Raw genomic sequence first — 18,563 nt, 5'->3', positions numbered from 1 at the left:
GCGCTCGGCGGTTGTCTCTGCACTGACGAGGATGTGAGGCCGGAAAGCCTCCTTGCGGCGCTTTGTGCCGATTTCGCGGCTGGTCATCTCGGGTCACCGTGCTAGCTTCTCGAAGGGGGTTTGAGCACATATCCGTGCCGCGGAGACCGATTGCATGAGCGAAGGCCCGAACCCGTCGCCTGCGCAGAGCAACCTGAGCAAGAGGTTCGGGCGCCTGATCTCGCATGCGCGCTGGTCGCTCTGGTGGGAGGACGCCTGGCCCCGCCTGTGGCTGCCGCTCGCCATCATCCTCGCCTTCCTGACGTTCTCCTGGTTCGGCCTCTGGCTCGATGTCTCGCGCATGTGGCGCATGATCGGGCTCGGCCTGTTCACGGCAACCCTTCTTCTCTCCCTCTGGCCCCTGATACGGCTGCGCATGCCGAGCCGCACACGCGCTCTCGACAGGCTCGACCGCGACACCGGCCTGAATCATGGCCCCGCCCGGGTGCTCGACGATACCCTGGCGCTCGGATCGGCTGATCCGGGTACGCGCGCCCTCTGGACCCTGCACCGCAAACGCGCGGAGGAGGCCATCGGCAGAATGCGGGTCGCTCTGCCCCAGCCCGACATGCCCCGGCGCGACCGCTATGCCTTGCGTGCGGCAGGCATCCTCGCCCTCGTCACCAGCGCCTTCGTGGCAGGGCCTGAAATCGGCTCGCGCCTCAAGGCGGCTTTCGAATGGCGGGAGGCATCCGCCTCGGCGCCCTCGTTCCGCATCGACGGCTGGATCGATCCGCCGCTTTACACCCGCATGCCGCCGCTGATGATCGATCTCGCCAAGGGCCAATCCCTGCGCGCGCCGATCCGCTCGACCCTCGTCATTCGCGTGGCCGGCGATGGCAAGGCCGAGATCACGGCCGGCAAGGGCCTCATCGCCCTGCCGCCGAAAGGCAACCAGCGCGCCGACCTGCGGGAGGAGCGCTATACCCTGGATGGCAGCACCGAGCTCACCATCAGCACGGGCTTCGCCCACAGCGTCACGCTCTCCATCGAGGCCATTCCCGACCGGATGCCCGAGATCGCCTTCACCGGACCGCCGGAGATCAATGCACGCGGCACCTTCAGCCTCGTCTACAAGGGCAAGGACGATTACGGCATCACCGCGCTCGAAGGTCAGGTCGAGAAGGCGGACGGCAGCAAGGGGCGTTCCCTGGTGCCCGCTCCCTCGCTCACGCTCACGCTTCCGAGCCATGAGGAGAACGCGCCGGACACTCGCTCTCCTGTCGACCTGACGAACCATCCCTGGGCCGGCGCGCCAGTAACGATCAAGCTCAAGGCGAAGGACGAGGCCGGCCAGGAAGCCACGAGCGAAACGATTACCTTCACCCTGCCGCAGCGCCCCTTCGTCAATCCGCTGGCGAAGGCCCTCGTGGAGCAGCGACGCAATCTCGTGCTCGCGCCCGACGATAAGAAGCGCGTGCAGACAGCTCTCGACGCCCTGCTGATCGAGCCGGAGGAATTCACTCCGCAATGGGGCGTATTCATGGGCCTGCGCGCGGCCGCCGAGCGCCTGCGCATTGCGAAGAATGACGAGGCTCTCACCGATGTGGCCGATTGGCTGTGGTCCATGGCGCTGCAGATCGAGGACGGCAACCTCTCCGATGCCGAGCAGCAATTGCGCGCCGCGCAGGAGCGCCTGAAGGAGGCCATGGAGCGGGGCGCGCCCGACGACGAGATCCGCCGCCTCACAGAGGAATTGCGGCAGGCGATGGACAAGTTCCTGCGCGAATTCGCGCAGCGGATGCAGCAGAACCGCCAGCAGGCCGAGAACCAGAACCAGCGCTCGCCCGACCGGACGATCACGCAGGACGATCTCAACCGCATGCTGCAGCAGATGGAAGACGCCATGCGCCGCGGCGACATGGCCGAGGCCCAGCGCCTTCTAGAACAGCTGCGCAACATTCTCGAGAACCTGCAGACCGCGCAGCCCAACAGCCGCATGAGCGATCCTCTCGGACGCGAAATGAACCAGGCCATGCGCGACCTCGAGGACATGACGCGCGAGCAGCAGGACCTGCGTGATCAAACGTTCCGGGATGGCCAGAACCGGCGCATGCAGCAGGGCGACCGCAATAACGGACAGCGCCAGGGACAAAGGCAGGGCCAGCGGCAGCAAGGACAACAAGGTCAGCAGAGCCAGCAGGGTCAACAAGGCGAGCAGGGCGACGGTACAGAAGAAGGCCAGAACGGCACCTCCGATCAGATGGACCCCTTGGGCCTCCGGCAAAGGCAGCAGGCCCTGCGCGAGCGGCTTCAGGAACTGCAGCGGCGCATGGAAGGCATGGGCATGCAGGGCGAGCAGGGCTTCGGCGAGGCCGAGCAGGCCATGCGCGACGCCGAAGGCGCTCTCGGGCAAGGCCAGGATGGCCCGGCCGTGGATGCGCAGGGACGCGCCCTCGAAAACTTACGCCGTGGCATGCAGGGCATGGCGCAGCAGATGCAACAGATGCAGCAGGGCCAGGACGGCAACCAGCAGGCCGGCGATCAGCCCGGCCAGGGCGAGCCGCAGGGACAAGGACGTGCGGGCCAGAACAACAACGATCCGTTGGGCCGCCCGGACCGCAACCGGGGCTACACGGACAATTCCCGCGACGGCATCCCCAGCGTCAATGAATCCCCGTCCCAGCGGGCTCAGCGCATCCTGGAGGAGCTGAGGCGCAAGCTCGGCGATCCGACGCGGCCACAGGAAGAACTCGATTATTTCGAGCGCCTGCTTCGCAGAAACTAGGTTTATGGTTAAGAGGGAGGCGCTTCACCGGCGAGCCGCCTCTCTCCCCTGCCGGGTTCGATCCCCCGAACCCCCGGCTCCGCCCATGGAATCACGATGACCAGCTTTGCCGATATCATTGTGCCGGTTGCGGTTTTGGCCGTGGCTCTCGTCCTGCTTCTCGGCCTTTTCAACATGCTGCGCGGCGGCAGCGCCAACCGGTCGCAGCAACTCATGAGATTGCGTGTCCTGCTTCAGTTTGTGGCCATTGTCATCATCATGGCCGTGATCTGGTGGAAAGCGGTCTAGCTTTCCCGGTATTGACACTTTTTCGCCACGGTCTGTATTAAGAGATCATTAGCCATAACGGGCTTAGCCTGTTGGCACTAAATCTTTAACGATGGATTCCCTCGAATGCGCGTCAGCAAAGCCTTTGGCTTGAGCCTCATGATCCTTGTTATGGGATCGACGGGCCTCTTTGCTGCCGACGCCCGAAAGCAATCCTCGACCAGCCTTCTCTCCGAATTCCGCATGGGTTTCTCCGCTCAGGATCCCTGGGGTCCCGAAGGCAATGGCGGATCGGCCAATCTCACCGGCGAAATCCTTCTCGCGAAGCCCTTCACCGCGTCCGACCTGTTCACGAGCTACTTCATCCCCCGCCCCCATCTCGGCGGCAGCCTGAACTTCGATGACCGGACCAGCTTCGCCTATACCGGCCTGACCTGGACCTTCGACGTCACGCCCAACGTGTTCGTGGAAGGCAGCATCGGCGGCGCGTTCCACAACGGCAAGGACAAGGTCACCGATGCCTTCTCGGATCGCCAGTCGCTGGGCTGCTCGCCGCTGTTTCGTGAATCCGGCTCCGTGGGCGTGCGCCTCTCCGCCAATTGGAGCGTGATGGCCACTGTCGAGCATCTCTCCAATGGCGATGCCTGCTCCGAGAATCGGGGCTTGACGAATGTCGGCGCACGGGTTGGGTATTCGTTCTAACGAATACTCCAGACCCCGAGCCTTTTTATGGTCGTTCTCAATCGCATCTACACCCGCACCGGCGACAATGGCACCACCGCGCTGGCCGCCGGCGGACGTCGCCCGAAGCACGACCTGCGCATCGAAGCCTTCGGTACGGTCGACGAGACCAATGCCTGCATCGGCTTGGTTCGCCTGCATACGGCGGATCTGCCCATCGACGCGATGCTCGGCCGCATCCAGAACGATCTCTTCGACCTCGGCGCCGATCTCGCCACCGTCGAGACGGACAAGCCGCTGCCCTATGAGCCGCTGCGCATCTCGCAAGGTCAGGTTGACCGCCTCGAACGGGAAATCGACGAGCTGAATGCCGATCTCGCGCCTTTGCGCTCCTTCGTCCTGCCGGGTGGCACGCCCGCCGCAGCCGCCCTGCATCTGGCCCGCACCGTATGCCGCCGGGCCGAGCGTAACGTGGTCGAACTGATCCAGAACCCGGACGAGACAGTGTCCGACGCGGTCGTGAAATACCTCAACCGGCTGTCCGATTTCCTTTTCGTCGCCTCGCGCTACATCAACGACAAGGGCGCTTTGGACGTTCTCTGGGTTCCTGGCCAGAACCGCTAAAGACGGATCCGTCCCTCCGAAAATCGCCCTGAAGGAGCGGGCCATGTTTCTACCGCTTCATGACGGCGTTCCCCTCCAGCACATGAAGACGCCGGTCGTGGCGCGGTCCCTGATCGTGGCCTGCGTCGTCATCCATCTCGTCTTCCTCTATGGGCCGTTTTCCGCTGACGAGATGGTGGGAGGCCTCGGGCTTATTCCCGCGGTTCTCTTCGGCTTCGAGACTCTGCCTCCAGGCTATCCCTTCGTGCCGGTGTGGATGACTCTTGCGACCAACATCTTCCTGCACGGGTCCTGGTTTCACCTGATCGGCAACATGCTGTTCCTGTGGGTCTTCGGCGACAACGTGGAAGACGCCATGGGGCACCTGCGTTTCCTCGCCTTCTTCCTGATCTGCGGCATCGTCGCCAGCTTCGTTCATGCGGTCGCCTCCTTCTCGATGGTGGGGGTGAGCATGCCGGAGAGCTTCATCCTGCCTGCTCCGCAGCGCCCGCTCATCGGCGCTTCCGGCGGCGTGTCGGGCGTGGTGGCGGCTTATGTTATCCTCTATCCGCGCGTGCGGATCTGGGCCCTGTTCCTCGGCGGAATCCCGCTGCGCCTGCCCGCCTATTGGGCCATCGGCTTCTGGTTCGCCGTGCAGTTCATCTCAGCCTTCTTCGGCTCGGACGAGGGGGTGGGCTGGTTCGCCCATCTTGGCGGGTTCATCGCCGGCGCTATTCTCATCCCCATCATGAGGCATCGCTACGATCCGGTTCTCGCCCGCGCCGCAGCGACGCAGGAACTGCAGTCGTCGCGTTGACTTTCGAGGGCTTAAAGCTACGGTCCCGCTCAGCCTTTTTCCTATCTGTCCGGAGAGCCCCGCATGGGCCATATCCGGACCTGACCTTCAATTGAGGACAGACGAATGAAGCTTCTGGTGTGCGTGAAGCGGGTTGTTGACTACAACGTCAAGATCCGCGTCAAAGGTGACGGATCGGGCGTCGAGCTCGCCAACGTGAAGATGTCGATGAACCCCTTCGACGAAATCGCCGTCGAGGAGGCCGTGCGCCTGAAAGAACAGGGCAAGGCCACCGAGATCGTCGCCGTCTCCATCGGCCCGCAGCAGGCGGGTGAGACCATCCGCACCGCGCTCGCCATGGGCGCCGACCGCGGCATCCTGGTCAAGACCGACGCCACCGTGGAGCCGCTCGCCGTCGCCAAGATCCTGAAGGGCGTGATCGAGCAGGAGAAGCCCGATCTCGTGATCATGGGCAAGCAGGCCATCGACGACGATTCCAACCAGACCGGCCAGATGCTCGCAGCCCTGCTGGGCTGGCCGCAGGGCACCTTCGCCTTCAAGGTCAATGTGGGCGAGGGCTCGGTCGACGTGACCCGCGAGGTCGATGGCGGCCTGCAGACAGTGGGCCTCAAGCTGCCCGCCATCGTCACCACGGACCTGCGCCTCAACGAGCCGCGCTATGCGTCGCTCCCGAACATCATGAAGGCCAAGAAGAAGCCTCTCGATGAGACCTCGCCTGAGACCCTCGGCGTCGATGTGGCTCCGCGCCTGAAGGTGCTGAAGACCGCAGAGCCCGGCGGCCGCAAGGCGGGCGTGAAGGTCGGCTCCGTGGCCGAACTGGTCCAGAAGCTTAAAGTTGAAGCCGGCGTGCTCTAAGGAGAATAAGACAATGACCACATTGCTGATTGCCGAGCACGACAACGCTCACCTGAAGGACGCCACCCACAAGGCCCTCTCCGCGGCACAAGCGCTCGGCGCGCCCGTGCACGTGCTGGTGGCAGGCTCCAACGCCAAGGGCGCGGCGGATGCCGCCGCCAAGTTGGAGGGCGTGGAGAAGGTGCTGCTGGCCGATGGCGCCGCTTACGAGCATATGCTGGCCGAGCCCACTGCCGCCCTCATCGTGTCGCTGGCAGGTTCGTACGACGCGCTCATCGCGCCCTCGACCTCGAACGGCAAGAACATCATGCCGCGTGTCGCGGCCCTGCTCGACGTGATGCAGGTCTCCGACATCACCAAGGTCGTCTCGCCCGACACGTTCGAGCGTCCGATCTATGCCGGCAACGCCATCCAGACCGTGCAGGCGACCGATGCCAAGAAGGTGATCACGGTGCGCACCGCCGCCTTCCCGGCAGCCGATGAAGGTGGTTCGGCCGCCATCGAGAGCGTGAACGCCGCCGCCGACCCTGGCGTGTCGAGCTTCAAGGGCGAGGAGATCGCGAAAAGTGATCGTCCGGAGCTGACCTCGGCCAAGATCATCATCTCGGGCGGGCGTTCGCTCGGGTCGGCAGACAACTTCAAGCAGTATATCGAGCCGATCGCCGACAAGCTCGGCGCGGCCATGGGCGCCTCGCGCGCGGCGGTGGATGCCGGCTATGCGCCGAACGACTGGCAGGTCGGCCAGACCGGCAAGGTGGTGGCCCCCGATCTCTACATCGCGGTGGGCATCTCCGGCGCGATCCAGCACCTCGCCGGCATGAAGGATTCCAAGGTGATCGTGGCGATCAACAAGGACGAGGAGGCCCCGATCTTCCAGGTGGCCGATTACGGTCTCGTCGGCGACCTCTTCACAATCCTGCCTGAACTGAAGGATGAGTTGACCAAGGCCGGCTAATCGGTCCAGGAATAGGGTTCGAACATCGCATCCGGGCGGGAACGCTCGCCCGGATGCTCAAAGCATGGATGCAGGCGAAGTCAGATGGGCATTGAGATCAAAACGGTTGGCGTGATCGGCGCGGGACAGATGGGCAGCGGCATCGCTCATGTCTGTTCGCTCGCAGGCTTCAACGTCCGGCTCCACGATCTCTCGGATGACCGCATCAATGCGGGGCTCGCCACCATCAACGGCAACATGGCCCGCCAGGTCTCCAAGGGCGCGGTTACGGATTCCGACCGGCAGGCGGCTCTCGAGCGCATCAAGCCCGCCCGGGGCTACGACGATCTCTCGGTCTGCGACATCGTGATCGAGGCCGCGACCGAGAACGAGGAGGTGAAGCGCAAGATCTTCACCAATCTTTGCGCCTCGCTGCGTCCCGAGACGATGATCGCGACGAACACATCCTCGATCTCCATCACGCGCCTCGCCGCCGCCACCGACCGTCCGGAAAAGTTCATCGGCATCCACTTCATGAACCCGGTGCCGGTGATGCAGCTCGTGGAGCTGATCCGCGGCATCGCCACCGACGACCCGACTTACGAATCCTCCAAGGAATTCATCGCCAAGCTCGGCAAGACCTCCACCGTGTCGGAGGACTTCCCGGCCTTCATTGTCAACCGCATCCTGCTGCCGATGATCAACGAGGCGATCTACACCCTCTACGAGGGCGTGGGCTCCGTGGAGGCCATCGACACGGCCATGCGCCTTGGCGCGAACCACCCGATGGGCCCGCTGCAGCTCGCCGATTTCATCGGCCTCGATACCTGCCTGTCGATCATGCAGGTGCTCTATGAAGGCTTGGCCGATTCGAAATACCGCCCCTGCCCGCTCCTCGTGAAATACGTCGAGGCCGGCTGGCTCGGCCGCAAGACCAAGCGCGGCTTCTACGATTATCGCGGCGAGCATCCGGTTCCGACCCGCTAAAAACGCCTGATCTCCGCCGGTTTTGCACCGGAAACAGGAGAGGTGCGTCACAAACGTCCCGTGCGTGAGCTTCACAACAGCGTCACGATGCCTATAGTCTAATCAGACGGGATTACTCTTCTGTAAGAGGAGGTGGTGTGACGATACACGTCCAACCTGTTGTGCGGCCCGAGGCCTGCCCGGCCTTAGTCCTCAATGCCGATTACCGGCCGTTGAGTTACTACCCTTTGTCCATCTGGTGTTGGCAGGATGCGATCAAGGCGGTGTTCCTGGACCGGGTCAACATCGTCTCCGAATACGACAAGGTCGTGCGAAGTCCGAGCTTCGAAGTCCGCCTCCCCTCGGTCATCTCCCTCAAGACCTACGTTCAGCCCTCGCGGCACCCAGCCTTCACCCGCTTCAACGTCTTCCTGCGCGACCGTTTCAGCTGCCAATATTGCGGCACCCGCGAGGACCTTACCTTCGACCACGTCATTCCCCGCTCCAAGGGCGGACAGACCACCTGGGAAAACGTCGTCGCCGCCTGCGCCCCCTGCAATCTCAGAAAAGGCGACAAGATGCCCCGCGAGGTCGAGATGTTCCCTCGCCAGCATCCCTTCGCCCCCACCGTCCACGACCTGCATTCGAACGGACGGCTTTTCCCGCCGAATTACCTGCACGAAAGCTGGATGGATTATCTCTACTGGGACAGCGAGCTGGAGCCTTAAGGCTTTTCCTGACACGCAATCCGCTCGCAAATGCGGGCGGTGAGGCTGGCCCTCCGCTATGGGCGCCTGAGCTCGAAATGCGAGCGATCCGTATCCTTGAAACCTTTGAAATGGCCACCCCAGAGGATCGGCACACCAAGCTCCCTGGCGGCACGCTTCACTGCGTCGGCAATCCGGGTCTGCGCTGACGGATCAAAGACAACATGGCCCTGCGCATCGAGCGGCCATAAGTCGACGGCGAGACCGAGCGTGTGGGGGCCCGCATTGTTTCTCGACCATCCCCAGGCGACCGCCTTGCGCTGCAGGCCACCATCGCGCAACCCTGAGCCGATCACGAAGAGCAGACCTGGATTATCGGCCTGCGCCTTTTGCACCACGCGGGCCAGCAACGGGTGGAGGGCCCGGAGATTGGCCTCGTGGTTTCCCACCGGGTCGGGGTTCCAGGCCCGGAACATCGCGAGTTGATCGCGCCCGTGATCATCCCGCGCAGGGATTTTGGCATAGATGCCGTCAGGTCCGTAGATCGATTGATGGGCCGTTCTCCGACTCGCATCACCGTTATGTTGTGCGAGAGCGTTCGTGCCCATGCCAAGCAGCGCGGCGATGAACACTCCGAGACGGACTCTCTGCGAGCCGTTCATACGGCCGCACCTCAGCATCACTTTCCAAAGCCTTTGCCCGCCGCACTCATGGCCGCGAAAGCCGCCAAGCCGAGCGAGATCAGCACGTTCCAGCCGGCAAGCGACAATCCCAGGAAACGCCACGCGGCCTCGCTGCAGCTCACCACGCGCGTATTCTGGAGCTGGTTGAGGAAATCGCCCACATTGCCCGCGCCTGCGCCCGAGCCGCCGCCGCAATCGCTCGGCCCCGCAAAGAACCCCCATTCGACACCGGAATGATAGGCGCCGAGCCCCGCACTGACGAGGAAGACAAGGGCCAGCAGCCACAAGCCCGCCCGCGTCCAATGCGGCGGCAGGAAAGCCGCCACGAGGCCCAGGGGCATGGCGATGTAATAGGGATTGCGCTGGATCAGGCACAGCTTGCACGGAACGTAGCCGAGCACATGCTCGAAGACGAGCGCGCCGCCGATCGTGGCGGCAGCTCCCAGCACGACGGCGAGAGCGGCTTGGCGCATGGTGAGACGAATGCTCATGATCGGCTCCCGTCAGAAGAGATAGCGGAAGGCCACGAAGCCGCCGACGAAGGCTGCGATACACACCGCCGCCACCACGTTGAAATTGTTGTCGATGATCGATTTGATCTTCGGTCCGAACCGGCTCATCAGCAGCGCGATGACATAGAAGCGGGCGCCGCGCGTCAGGATCGAGAGCAGGATGAACCAGCCCAGATGATAGCCCGCAAAGCCGGAGGTGATCGTCACGAGCTTGTAGGGAATGGGGGTCAGGCCCTTCAGCAGGATCACCCAATGGCCGTAATCGGCATAAGCGTGCCGGAAGGATTCCGCGCCCTCCGTGAGACCGTAGAGCTGGAAGAGCCAGGCGCCGATGGAATCGTAGAGCGCCAGGCCGATCACATAGCCCAGGATGCCGCCCAGTACGGAAGAGACCGTGCAGATCAGCGCATAGGACCAAGCCCGATCAGGCCGCGCCAGCATCATCGGAACCAGCATCACATCCGGCGGCACGGGGAAAAACGAGCTCTCCGCGAAGGATACGGCCGCCAGGGCATAAGGAGCCGAAGGCCTGGCCGCCAGGGAAAGGGTCCAGTCGTAAAGGCGTCTGAGCATGAGATCCCGCCGCTAGAAACAGGGCTATGGGCGCTCTTTGAGCACAAGAAGGCCCGAATGGCGAGAGGCAGCCTTAAGGTCCAGCTTCACATCTGACTGATTGACCCGGCTTCCCCCCTCATGGTACTGCGCAGGTCCTTGCCCCTGTGGCGGAATTGGTAGACGCGCTCGACTCAAAATCGAGTTCCGCAAGGAGTGCTGGTTCGATCCCGGCCAGGGGCACCAATATCGCTAAAGCCGCAGCCTCCTGATGGCTTGCGCAAAGCGCCTTATCCAGCTTTTGCCACGCTAGAGACTGCTGTTGATATGCAGGCGCTTCATCACGGCAATCGAACCTGCATGGGATAGGTGAACTGAGTCACTATAGACCGAAATTCCGTCCAAGATGGTTTCGCATTTGTCCTCCGTGCACAGGACATCCGCCATCCGCACGACAATGACGGAATGGCCCCTGGCAATCCGATCCAAGAACGTGTTGACATTCGCATCGACTTCAAACGCCTTACGGCGATCTAGGCGACAGTCGCTTGATCCGAGAATGACCTTGTTCGTCATCATTCTCTCCACGCACACGCTGAAATCGACGCCATAGCTCGGTGGCGGGCCGAAGACGACGACCTTTTTTCCCAGTTGCTTGATGGCAGCGACTGTCTTCCCAAAGCTCTCAACCGCGAGATCAATCCCCGCCTTGTGGGCAACCAACTTGCTCTTTTCCCCCATACTCAAGATCTGCATTGAATCGTTCACAATCGGGCGCCACTGATTGCCGAGCACAACCGTTTCGATCGATGGTGTTGCTTCAAGATATTTCAGCACCTCCTGGTTGAATGATATGCAGCTGCGAGCCCACCGCTCTGGATTTGCAATATCGTTCCGCTTCCTTGAGAGGCCCAGAAGCGCCGCACAAGTGCTGAATGATGCCTGTACCAAACCCTGCTTGGTTTCCGAGACAATCCCTGGGACGAGATGCATCGCGAAGGAGTCACCCCACACAAGAATTTTAGGTTCGCGGGATGTTTGACACTCTTCTTTGGGTTTGAACGGTTTTCCTGAATAATCACAAGCCTTGTTCAACCCGTGATTGGCCGCACGCACCTTGCTGAAATCGATCTCTGATCGGGCGTAAGCCGACGCTCCGACCGAAACGAGCACCGTGAAAACCGATGCCGTCAATGTCGCCGTGGCGAATGGCCATGACGGTTTTTGAAAGGCCGTGCGAGCTGGTGTTTCGATCAGAAGATACATGAGGACGGCGCACAAGCCGGAAAGGGCAATCACCGCCACACGAACACTCAAGGGTGGCTCGCCCAGATAGGCCGCGAATGTAAAAACCATAATCGGCCAGTGAACGAGGTAGAGAGAGTAAGAAATGTCTCCCACCTTCGCCAATGCCCTCCCCGGAAGCGTGGCCGCTAGGCTCTCGTTCCTTGCCAGAAGGATCACAAGAGTCGCGAGACAGACTGCAATTGCGGGCACACCGGGATGGGGCAGATCAACGGAAATCGCCGGGAGCACAATCAATGTCGCCAGCGCAGGCCAATAAAGCACGCGCCAGACAGGAGCGTATTTCTGAGCCTGCTTCACATAGATGGCTCCCAAGGAGCCTATTGCGAGTTCCCACGCCCGGGTAGGCAGCATGTAGAACGCACCGGTGGCGTCATATCGTGCCCATACGATGCATAGTGCCAAGCTCACGACGAACAGGCTCCCCATCATCGCCCGCCAGTAGCGAACGGGGGTCAGCATCATCAAAGCCGGGAGAAGAATGTAATACTGCTCCTCGATGGCAAGGGACCACATGTGAAGCAGGGGCTTCAGATCGGCCTCAACTGCAAAGTAATCTGTCTGGCTCCACAGAACGAAGTTGATCGAGAAAGTGACGGCTCCGAGAACTTGAGCCTTGAAGTCATTGATCTCAACCGACGTGAGGAACCAGATTGCGGCAAGCGCTGTGAGAACAATGGTGACATAAGCTGCCGGCAAGATCCGGCGGGCGCGCCTGAAATAGAAATCCTTGAAGTTGAAAGTACCGGCCTCGATCGAACGGGCCAAAATTCCCGTGATCAGGAATCCGGAGATGACGAAGAAGACATCGACGCCAAGATATCCTTGAGGGAGTAAGCCGATCTTTGCATGCTCAACCACAACAAGCGCGACTGCCCAGCCGCGCAGTGCCTGAATATCGCCCCGAAAATGCATCATTCGCCCAAGGTTAGTTGCAGCTGCTCGGTTTTGTTTATTTTGGGCTACTTTTAGGAGACACTGGACACCGTTGCAAGTAGGAGTGCGTAATTCGAATTTACAGGTTGTTTTGCACAATTGCCGCAGAGCGGTACTGCATAAAACCCCATGTCATTGGACACTGCCGGTGTTCTTGTCCCTACGGCGGGGATGCGGAGGTGCTCAAGGCAAAATCGAGCCTCCAAGGAGTGTTGGTGCGATCCGGCAAAGAGCACCAAACTCAGCCTAGCTTTGCTATTACTTCCACTATTCTTGGGCCGCTCTGCGTGGCGCTCATGAAGGCCCGTGAGCCGATATGCCATGGCTTTGCCGCCCCATGAATATCGAGCGGCGGTGAAGCAGCAGAGAGCACGCGAACGCCAGAGCCAGCGTCAGCATTTCGCCACCATCCTCGACAATCCCAAGCAAAGCGCTCGCAAAGCGGGATTTGGCGCCGACGACGACATGGAGCATGTCGACGCCCATCGCACAAAAACAAAGCAATACGAAAATGATGGCGAACACAGTGCCGAACCCAATGGCGTCCTGCGTGCTTCCTCTCGGCCCCCAGACCAGAGGAAGCAGAAGCACCTCGCTGGCGGCGCCCCAGCCGATCAACTCCCCGGTATCTTCGGCACGTAGTCCAGGCAGGGTCGGAGCGACTGAAGCGAGATGATCTCCAACCCACTCATGGATCATCAACGCATCATCGAGAACGACAAACGCGAACACGATAGCCCATCCCAGGTAAACACGCTGGCCGCTCACAAGGAAGGCGCGCAGGAGAAGTGTGACGCACGCGCTTGTCAGCAAGTAATTGTAGATCTCGGCATAGCCCCAATCCTCGTCGAGGCGAAACTGCCGCAAATTCAAAAAGTCCTGCTCGTTTCCAAAAAACTGCAGAGAAATAGCGACGCCATGCAACGCAATAAAAAAACCAACCAGGACGAATGCCGATATGACAAGCGTCCTCTCCAGCTTGTTGGTCAGATAGACTTCGAAAAGTTCTGCAAGCGCATCCCTGACCATTCTCGAGCGCTTCTCAAGCCCTCTCGATTGGAAGTGGTTGAACAGGCTCGTGCTCATTCCGCTCGTCGCCTTGCTTTCGAAATTCGCCGTCCTTTCAGGGTAGCGGGACTTCGATTGACCGGCAAAGGATCGAAATAGTCTTTGGGCTTACATCCCGTTGGATGGTGTTTTCAAGATTTTACAACCTATCGGTTGCGAATACGAATATCAGCATGCGTTACGCGGAGATCTTCTGGTTGAAAGTTGCATCAAAATCCGCTTTTCGGGGCAGAATAAGCTTTGCTCGAACGGTCTAGGACAGTTGAGCTACCCCTTTTGAACCTTTGCCAAATCGGGAACTTTTTACGCAAAGTGCGTTCGTCAAACGGCACTGCCTAGCTTTCAAACCGTAAAGACCAAACACCTCATAAGGGGCATTATCATGGATCAGGAAGTCGAATTCGTCGCTCGTGCGCTCTACGAAGCCGAGGATGACGCAATGCTGTGGGAAGCGGAGCCGGAAATCCTGAAGGAAGAGTTCCGCCGCTATGCACGCGCCGCCATCGCCATGCTGCCGCGCCAGGACGGCAAAAAGCAGAAGACCGATTTCCCGCACGCGGCTTGAGTTCAAATCACAATGAAAGCGCCCGTGACCTTTCTCGCCACGGGCGCTTTGCTGTTTCAGGATATCAACCGCGACGTTCGATGACCGTCACGATCTTGCGCGTCTTCGGCTCCACGATCACCACCTGATCGCGAACGATCACATAGCGGCATTCCGGCAGGCCATGGAGAATTCGCACCACCTCGCTCGGACATGCATTCAGCCGCGTGATCACCGTTTCCGGCACCACCGTGCCGACGCTCACCGAGAAAGTCACGTCATTCATCGGCTGCACATTCACGCTGCTGAAAGCGCGTGTGATTTCGGTGCGCTGCTCACTGGTGACACTGATGTTGGTAGAACTCGACGTACTGCCCGTCGTGCTCGCAGCCCCACCTGTCGTATTCGACGATCCGCTCGTCGTGCCGGAAGCTGAACCACCGGAAGCGGCGCCGCCCGATGTCGAGCCGGACGTTCCGCCGGAAGCACCGCCTGAAGTGCTACCTGAAGCGCTACCCGACGTTCCACCTGACGTGCCGGAAGAGGTTCCACCGGACGTGCCGCCCGAGCCTGTGCCCGATGTGCTGCCCGACGTTCCCGAGGATGTACCGGAGGTCCCTCCAGACGTACCGCCCGAGGCGCCACCGGAAACGCTGCCCGAGCTGCTGCCCGACGTTCCACCTGAACTACCACCGGATCCGCCACTGGTCTGGGCGATTGCTGCTACGCTCAAGGACAAGGCTGCCACGGCAACGGTCGTCAACAAAGCTACACGCATAAAGAACCCTCCAATTGTCGAAGGGCGGACCTTTGCCCCTCGATGACCCTGTCAACGGGTCCTGTCGGGGAGTGTTCCGATGCGCTGCATGCTCCGCATGAAGCATGATCCAAAATGAGCAGGGTGCGGGATCACCCACGCTCGATAAACGCACTCACAATGATGCTGATGCCGTCAGGCTTTCGTTTCCTGCGGCGAAAGATGACCGAAGGCTGCAACGACGTTCTCGTAGACGCCACGCTTGAAGGGAATGATCAGCTCCGGCAAGCGCTGCATGTTCTCCCAACGCCACTCGTCGAATTCGGGCTTGTGATGCCCGCCTCCCGGCCGCGTGATGTTGATCTCGCTCTCATCACCCTCGAAGCGGAAAGCGAACCACTTCTGCGTCTGCCCGCGATAGCGCCCGCGCCAGGCGCGACCGGCGACCATGGACGGGAGATCGTAGGAATACCAATCGGGTGCTTCCGCAAGCAGGCTTACGGAGCGCACGCTGGTTTCCTCGTACAACTCACGCAAGGCCGCCTGATAAGGATCCTCTCCCGGGTCGATCCCACCTTGAGGCATTTGCCAGGCATAACCATCGGCAACGTGATCGGCCTCGGAATGGCGACGCCCGATGAACACCTGGCCTTCTCGGTTGAGCAGCATCACACCGACGCAGGAACGATAAGGCAAGTCCTTCCTGTTCTGCGGGCTCTTGGCGTTTCTCATCAGGCCGTCACTCCCTTGCCTTGCCCCTCAGTTGCCGGTCATTCAGTCATCGCCGGCTCGTGCCGATTGTTCCAGAGGTCGTTTGCAAGAGTGCCGCCTCAAGCAGGCCAGCACAAGCCATTCGGTGCGGTTGTCAAAGCCTGAATGAAAAAAGCCTGGCGGTTGCAGCCGCCAGGCTTTGCATTTTTTGAGTGGCGCCCGAGTCTTAGTTCGGAGTCGCAGGTGCTGTGGTGTTGGCAGCGCCCTTGCGCACACCGTGGAGCAGATCATAGGCGGCGATGAGCTGCTTGTCCTTGGACGCATCCGGCGGAACATAGGCAGAAGAACCGCCGCGCTCTTCCTTCTCACCGCCGTTCTGCAGGTGACCACGCAGGCCGGCTTCGCCCTTGGTCTCATCGCGACCTTTCAGCTCCTCCGGAATGTCCTGCAGCACCTCGACATCCGGATCGATGCCCTTGGCCTGGATCGAACGGCCGGACGGCGTGTAGTAGCGCGCCGTGGTGAGGCGCACCGCGCCGTTGCCGCCGAGCGGAATGATGGTCTGCACGGAGCCCTTGCCGAACGAGCGGGTGCCGAGCACCGTCGCGCGCTTGTGGTCCTGCAGGGCGCCGGCCACGATTTCGGACGCCGAAGCCGAACCGCCGTTCACGAGCACCACGAGGGGCTTGCCCTTCGTCAGATCGCCCGCCTTGGCGGTGAAGCGCTGGGTGTCCTCGGCATTGCGGCTGCGGGTCGAGACGATCTCGCCACGGTCGAGGAAGGCGTCGGAAACCATGATCGCCTGATCGAGCAGGCCGCCAGGATTGTTGCGCAGGTCGATGACGAAGCCCGCCACCTTGTCCGCGCCGATCTCCTGGGTGACCTTGTCGATGCCGGAGCGCAGGTTCTCGTAGGTCTGCTCGTTGAACTGGGTCACGCGCAGCACGCCGATATCGCCTTCGACGCGGGCACGCACCGGGCGGACCTTGATGGTTTCGCGGGTGAGCTTCACCTCGATCGGGTCTTTCGCTTCCTTGCGCTGGATCTTCAGCGTCACGGAGGAATTGACCGGACCGCGCATCTTTTCGACGGCCTGGTTCAGGTTGAGGCCCTGAACAGGCTCGTTGTCGATCGCCGTGATGACGTCATTGGCCATGATGCCGGCACGGGAGGCCGGCGTCTCGTCGATGGGGGTGACCACCTTCACGAGGCCGTCTTCCATGGTGACCTCGATGCCGAGGCCGCCGAACTCGCCGCGGGTCTGCACCTGCATGTCGCGGAAGCTCTTGGGATCCATGTAGCTCGAATGCGGATCGAGCGAGGTCAACATGCCGTTGATCGCCGATTCGATCAGCTTCGATTCTTCCGGCTTTTCAACATAATCCGTGCGGACCTTCTCGAAGACGTCTCCGAAAAGGCTCAGCTGCCGGTACGTATCGGCGGACGCTGCAACAGCGCCAGCGGACAGCAGGCTCGTCTGCGACACCATGGTCGCGCTGCCTGCGCCGATAGCCACACCGAGAATCAATAGGGAGAGTTTGCGCATTATCCGCGAACCTTTTCGCTTTGCGATTTCGCCCACCAGGGACCTGGGTCGATCGAACCGCCGTCTTTCCTGAATTCAACATAGAGGACGGGGTTGTTCTTTTCTATGGCAGATCCGGTCAAACTCATGAGAGGAGCTTCTCCCATGGTCGCAACCGGTTCGCCAGCGAGCACGAATTGCCCGACGTCGACGTTGATTTGGTCCATGCCGGCCAGAAGGACATAATATCCACCGCCGGCATTGATGATCAAGAGTCGACCATAAGATCGGAAGGGCCCCGCGAAGGCCACCCAGCCGTCCGCCGGTGATACAACAGCCGCCTTGGGACGGGTCGTGATCGAAATGCCGCGCGTCGTTCCGCCATAGCCGTCGGCGGCCCCGAAATCCAGGGCCACATCGCCGCTGACGGGCCTGGGCAGCAGGCCCTTGGCCTCCGAGAAAGGAATTTTCGGCGCCAGACGAGCCGGATCTCGGAAGGCGGCCTGGGCAAAGCGCTCCTTCGCTTCCTTTTCCTGGGCCTCTGCCGCCTTGCGGGCCTCGTCGGCAGCCTTCTGGGCGCCCGAGATTTCCGCCTCCATGCGGTCTATCAACTCTTTGAGAGTCCCGGCTTGGCGAGCCAGCTCGGCGGCCTTGTCCCGCTCGGCCCCGATATTGCGCTCCACCTCGGTCATGCGGCTCTGGCGGGCCGCCATGAGGGCGGAGAGCCTCTGCTGCTCGGTGTTCAGGGCTCCGAGTTCGGCATTGAGGGTGGACCGGTCAGTGGCGATGGCCTCCTTGAGGCGCACCAGCTCGGCAAGGTCGGAGGCCAGAATTTCCGCCTCGGTCCGGAGTTCAGGCAAAACCGCTCCCAGAATGATGGACGCCCGCACCGCCTCCAGCATATCCTCCGGCCGCACCAGAACGGCGGGCGGCGGGCGGCGGCCCATGCGCTGGAGGGAGGCGAACACCTCGACGATCACATCCCGGCGGCTGTCCAGAGAGCGGCGGATCGCCGTTTCCGAGGCGCTCAGGGTCTGAAGGCGCTGCTCCAGACCGCGAATCCGGTCTTCCGTGCTGCGCACCCGGCCAGCGGTGTCGATCAGGTTGGCATTGAGCTTCACCCGGTCGTTCTTGATCTCATCGATTTCCGCCTGGAGGCGCTTCTGGGCCTCGGCATTGGCGTTCATCGCGTCTTCCAGAACCTTGAGGTCGTTCTGGCGCTTCTGCTTCTCATCCGCTGTTTCCGGAGCGGCCTGAGCAGCGCCGCCCGCAGGCGCGGGCGCCTGCTGGGCCCAGACGGGGCCCAGGGCAGAGACAGCCAGCCATGCGGCAAGACCCAAGGTCCTGCAGGGGAGAAAGCGAAAATGGATCAT

Annotated in this window: 19 protein-coding genes and 1 tRNA gene; 11 read left to right on the top strand and 9 right to left on the bottom strand. The window is 61.5% G+C overall.

Annotated features, from left to right (window positions below):
- Positions 1-154: 154 nt before the first annotated feature.
- The 9 genes from MJ639_RS07155 (at position 155) to MJ639_RS07115 (ending at position 8,618) form a co-directional block, all read left to right on the top strand.
- On the top strand, positions 155-2,767 hold the full coding sequence (locus MJ639_RS07155) for a TIGR02302 family protein (RefSeq protein ID WP_243369688.1): 2,613 nt from the start codon (positions 155-157) through the stop codon (positions 2,765-2,767).
- Between the two features lie 96 nt (positions 2,768-2,863).
- Positions 2,864-3,055 carry a twin transmembrane helix small protein gene (locus tag MJ639_RS07150; RefSeq protein ID WP_243369686.1) on the top strand — a complete coding sequence of 64 codons (192 nt, stop codon included), beginning with the start codon at positions 2,864-2,866 and terminating at the stop codon, positions 3,053-3,055.
- Positions 3,056-3,160: 105 nt separating this feature from the next.
- Positions 3,161-3,736, top strand: a complete 576-nt coding sequence (locus MJ639_RS07145) for an acyloxyacyl hydrolase (protein ID WP_243369684.1) — start codon at positions 3,161-3,163, stop codon at positions 3,734-3,736.
- A gap of 27 nt (positions 3,737-3,763) precedes the next feature.
- Positions 3,764-4,339 (top strand): cob(I)yrinic acid a,c-diamide adenosyltransferase, encoded by a 576-nt coding sequence (locus MJ639_RS07140; protein WP_243369682.1) that lies wholly within the window; start codon positions 3,764-3,766, stop codon positions 4,337-4,339.
- A gap of 43 nt (positions 4,340-4,382) precedes the next feature.
- On the top strand, positions 4,383-5,135 hold the full coding sequence (locus tag MJ639_RS07135) for a rhomboid family intramembrane serine protease (RefSeq protein ID WP_243369680.1): 753 nt from the start codon (positions 4,383-4,385) through the stop codon (positions 5,133-5,135).
- Positions 5,136-5,240: 105 nt separating this feature from the next.
- Entirely contained in the window at positions 5,241-5,990 is a 750-nt protein-coding gene (locus MJ639_RS07130; RefSeq protein ID WP_243369678.1) for an electron transfer flavoprotein subunit beta/FixA family protein, read from the top strand.
- A 13-nt stretch (positions 5,991-6,003) separates the two neighbouring features.
- Positions 6,004-6,945, top strand: a complete 942-nt coding sequence (locus tag MJ639_RS07125; RefSeq protein ID WP_243369676.1) for an electron transfer flavoprotein subunit alpha/FixB family protein — start codon at positions 6,004-6,006, stop codon at positions 6,943-6,945.
- Positions 6,946-7,029: 84 nt separating this feature from the next.
- Positions 7,030-7,911: a 3-hydroxybutyryl-CoA dehydrogenase gene (locus MJ639_RS07120; RefSeq protein WP_243369674.1), complete on the top strand. Its 882-nt coding sequence runs from the start codon at positions 7,030-7,032 to the stop codon at positions 7,909-7,911.
- 137 nt (positions 7,912-8,048) lie between these two features.
- Entirely contained in the window at positions 8,049-8,618 is a 570-nt protein-coding gene (locus MJ639_RS07115; RefSeq protein ID WP_243369672.1) for an HNH endonuclease, read from the top strand.
- Positions 8,619-8,674: 56 nt separating this feature from the next.
- On the opposite strand, the gene MJ639_RS07110 is transcribed toward MJ639_RS07115, so the two are convergent.
- Genes MJ639_RS07110 through MJ639_RS07100 form a run of 3 tightly spaced genes read right to left on the bottom strand, consistent with a single transcriptional unit; the run spans position 8,675 to position 10,365 of the window.
- On the bottom strand, positions 8,675-9,259 hold the full coding sequence (locus MJ639_RS07110; protein ID WP_243369670.1) for a M15 family metallopeptidase: 585 nt from the start codon (positions 9,257-9,259) through the stop codon (positions 8,675-8,677).
- 17 nt (positions 9,260-9,276) lie between these two features.
- Positions 9,277-9,771, bottom strand: a complete 495-nt coding sequence (locus tag MJ639_RS07105; RefSeq protein WP_243369668.1) for a disulfide bond formation protein B — start codon at positions 9,769-9,771, stop codon at positions 9,277-9,279.
- Between the two features lie 12 nt (positions 9,772-9,783).
- The gene (locus MJ639_RS07100) at positions 9,784-10,365 is read right to left on the bottom strand and encodes a YqaA family protein (RefSeq protein WP_243369666.1); all 582 of its coding nucleotides are present in this window, start codon (positions 10,363-10,365) and stop codon (positions 9,784-9,786) included.
- 140 nt (positions 10,366-10,505) lie between these two features.
- Between MJ639_RS07100 and MJ639_RS07095 the strand changes: the two genes are divergently transcribed.
- Positions 10,506-10,590: transfer RNA gene (locus tag MJ639_RS07095), tRNA-Leu, on the top strand.
- 63 nt (positions 10,591-10,653) lie between these two features.
- Here MJ639_RS07095 and MJ639_RS07090 read toward each other — a convergent pair.
- The gene (locus MJ639_RS07090) at positions 10,654-12,567 is read right to left on the bottom strand and encodes an acyltransferase family protein (RefSeq protein WP_243369664.1); all 1,914 of its coding nucleotides are present in this window, start codon (positions 12,565-12,567) and stop codon (positions 10,654-10,656) included.
- Between the two features lie 312 nt (positions 12,568-12,879).
- The gene (locus MJ639_RS07085) at positions 12,880-13,671 is read right to left on the bottom strand and encodes a hypothetical protein (protein WP_243369662.1); all 792 of its coding nucleotides are present in this window, start codon (positions 13,669-13,671) and stop codon (positions 12,880-12,882) included.
- Positions 13,672-14,035: 364 nt separating this feature from the next.
- Between MJ639_RS07085 and MJ639_RS07080 the strand changes: the two genes are divergently transcribed.
- Positions 14,036-14,218: a hypothetical protein gene (locus tag MJ639_RS07080; RefSeq protein ID WP_243369660.1), complete on the top strand. Its 183-nt coding sequence runs from the start codon at positions 14,036-14,038 to the stop codon at positions 14,216-14,218.
- 64 nt (positions 14,219-14,282) lie between these two features.
- Here the strand turns inward: MJ639_RS07080 and MJ639_RS07075 are convergent, their stop codons facing one another.
- The 4 genes from MJ639_RS07075 to MJ639_RS07060 form a co-directional block, all read right to left on the bottom strand.
- Positions 14,283-14,975: a DUF1236 domain-containing protein gene (locus MJ639_RS07075; protein ID WP_243369659.1), complete on the bottom strand. Its 693-nt coding sequence runs from the start codon at positions 14,973-14,975 to the stop codon at positions 14,283-14,285.
- 174 nt (positions 14,976-15,149) lie between these two features.
- Entirely contained in the window at positions 15,150-15,686 is a 537-nt protein-coding gene (locus MJ639_RS07070; protein WP_243369657.1) for an RNA pyrophosphohydrolase, read from the bottom strand.
- A 205-nt stretch (positions 15,687-15,891) separates the two neighbouring features.
- The gene (locus MJ639_RS07065; protein WP_243369655.1) at positions 15,892-17,211 is read right to left on the bottom strand and encodes a S41 family peptidase; all 1,320 of its coding nucleotides are present in this window, start codon (positions 17,209-17,211) and stop codon (positions 15,892-15,894) included.
- Entirely contained in the window at positions 17,211-18,563 is a 1,353-nt protein-coding gene (locus MJ639_RS07060) for a murein hydrolase activator EnvC family protein (protein ID WP_243369653.1), read from the bottom strand. Before MJ639_RS07060 ends, MJ639_RS07065 begins: the two co-directional genes overlap by 1 nt.

It is taken from the genome of Microvirga solisilvae, from assembly GCF_022808595.1.
In the GTDB taxonomy this organism is placed as follows: Bacteria; Pseudomonadota; Alphaproteobacteria; order Rhizobiales; family Beijerinckiaceae; genus Microvirga; species Microvirga solisilvae.
The sequence above is the reverse complement of the archived record's forward strand: the minus strand, read 5'-3'. Positions and strand labels throughout refer to the sequence as shown.

Bases quoted from the DNA above. Each gene is read 5' to 3' on its own strand.
- MJ639_RS07075 (WP_243369659.1), bottom strand. From the start codon at position 14,975: ATGCGTGTAGCTTTGTTGACGACCGTTGCCGTGGCAGCCTTGTCCTTG.
- MJ639_RS07110 (WP_243369670.1), bottom strand. From the start codon at position 9,259: ATGAACGGCTCGCAGAGAGTCCGTCTCGGAGTGTTCATCGCCGCGCTG.
- MJ639_RS07100 (WP_243369666.1), bottom strand. From the start codon at position 10,365: ATGCTCAGACGCCTTTACGACTGGACCCTTTCCCTGGCGGCCAGGCCT.
- MJ639_RS07105 (WP_243369668.1), bottom strand. From the start codon at position 9,771: ATGAGCATTCGTCTCACCATGCGCCAAGCCGCTCTCGCCGTCGTGCTG.
- MJ639_RS07060 (WP_243369653.1), bottom strand. From the start codon at position 18,563: ATGATCCATTTTCGCTTTCTCCCCTGCAGGACCTTGGGTCTTGCCGCA.
- MJ639_RS07085 (WP_243369662.1), bottom strand. From the start codon at position 13,671: ATGAGCACGAGCCTGTTCAACCACTTCCAATCGAGAGGGCTTGAGAAG.
- MJ639_RS07155 (WP_243369688.1), top strand. From the start codon at position 155: ATGAGCGAAGGCCCGAACCCGTCGCCTGCGCAGAGCAACCTGAGCAAG.
- MJ639_RS07150 (WP_243369686.1), top strand. From the start codon at position 2,864: ATGACCAGCTTTGCCGATATCATTGTGCCGGTTGCGGTTTTGGCCGTG.
- MJ639_RS07135 (WP_243369680.1), top strand. From the start codon at position 4,383: ATGTTTCTACCGCTTCATGACGGCGTTCCCCTCCAGCACATGAAGACG.
- MJ639_RS07145 (WP_243369684.1), top strand. From the start codon at position 3,161: ATGCGCGTCAGCAAAGCCTTTGGCTTGAGCCTCATGATCCTTGTTATG.
- MJ639_RS07080 (WP_243369660.1), top strand. From the start codon at position 14,036: ATGGATCAGGAAGTCGAATTCGTCGCTCGTGCGCTCTACGAAGCCGAG.
- MJ639_RS07125 (WP_243369676.1), top strand. From the start codon at position 6,004: ATGACCACATTGCTGATTGCCGAGCACGACAACGCTCACCTGAAGGAC.
- MJ639_RS07140 (WP_243369682.1), top strand. From the start codon at position 3,764: ATGGTCGTTCTCAATCGCATCTACACCCGCACCGGCGACAATGGCACC.
- MJ639_RS07130 (WP_243369678.1), top strand. From the start codon at position 5,241: ATGAAGCTTCTGGTGTGCGTGAAGCGGGTTGTTGACTACAACGTCAAG.
- MJ639_RS07065 (WP_243369655.1), bottom strand. From the start codon at position 17,211: ATGCGCAAACTCTCCCTATTGATTCTCGGTGTGGCTATCGGCGCAGGC.
- MJ639_RS07120 (WP_243369674.1), top strand. From the start codon at position 7,030: ATGGGCATTGAGATCAAAACGGTTGGCGTGATCGGCGCGGGACAGATG.
- MJ639_RS07070 (WP_243369657.1), bottom strand. From the start codon at position 15,686: ATGAGAAACGCCAAGAGCCCGCAGAACAGGAAGGACTTGCCTTATCGT.
- MJ639_RS07090 (WP_243369664.1), bottom strand. From the start codon at position 12,567: ATGATGCATTTTCGGGGCGATATTCAGGCACTGCGCGGCTGGGCAGTC.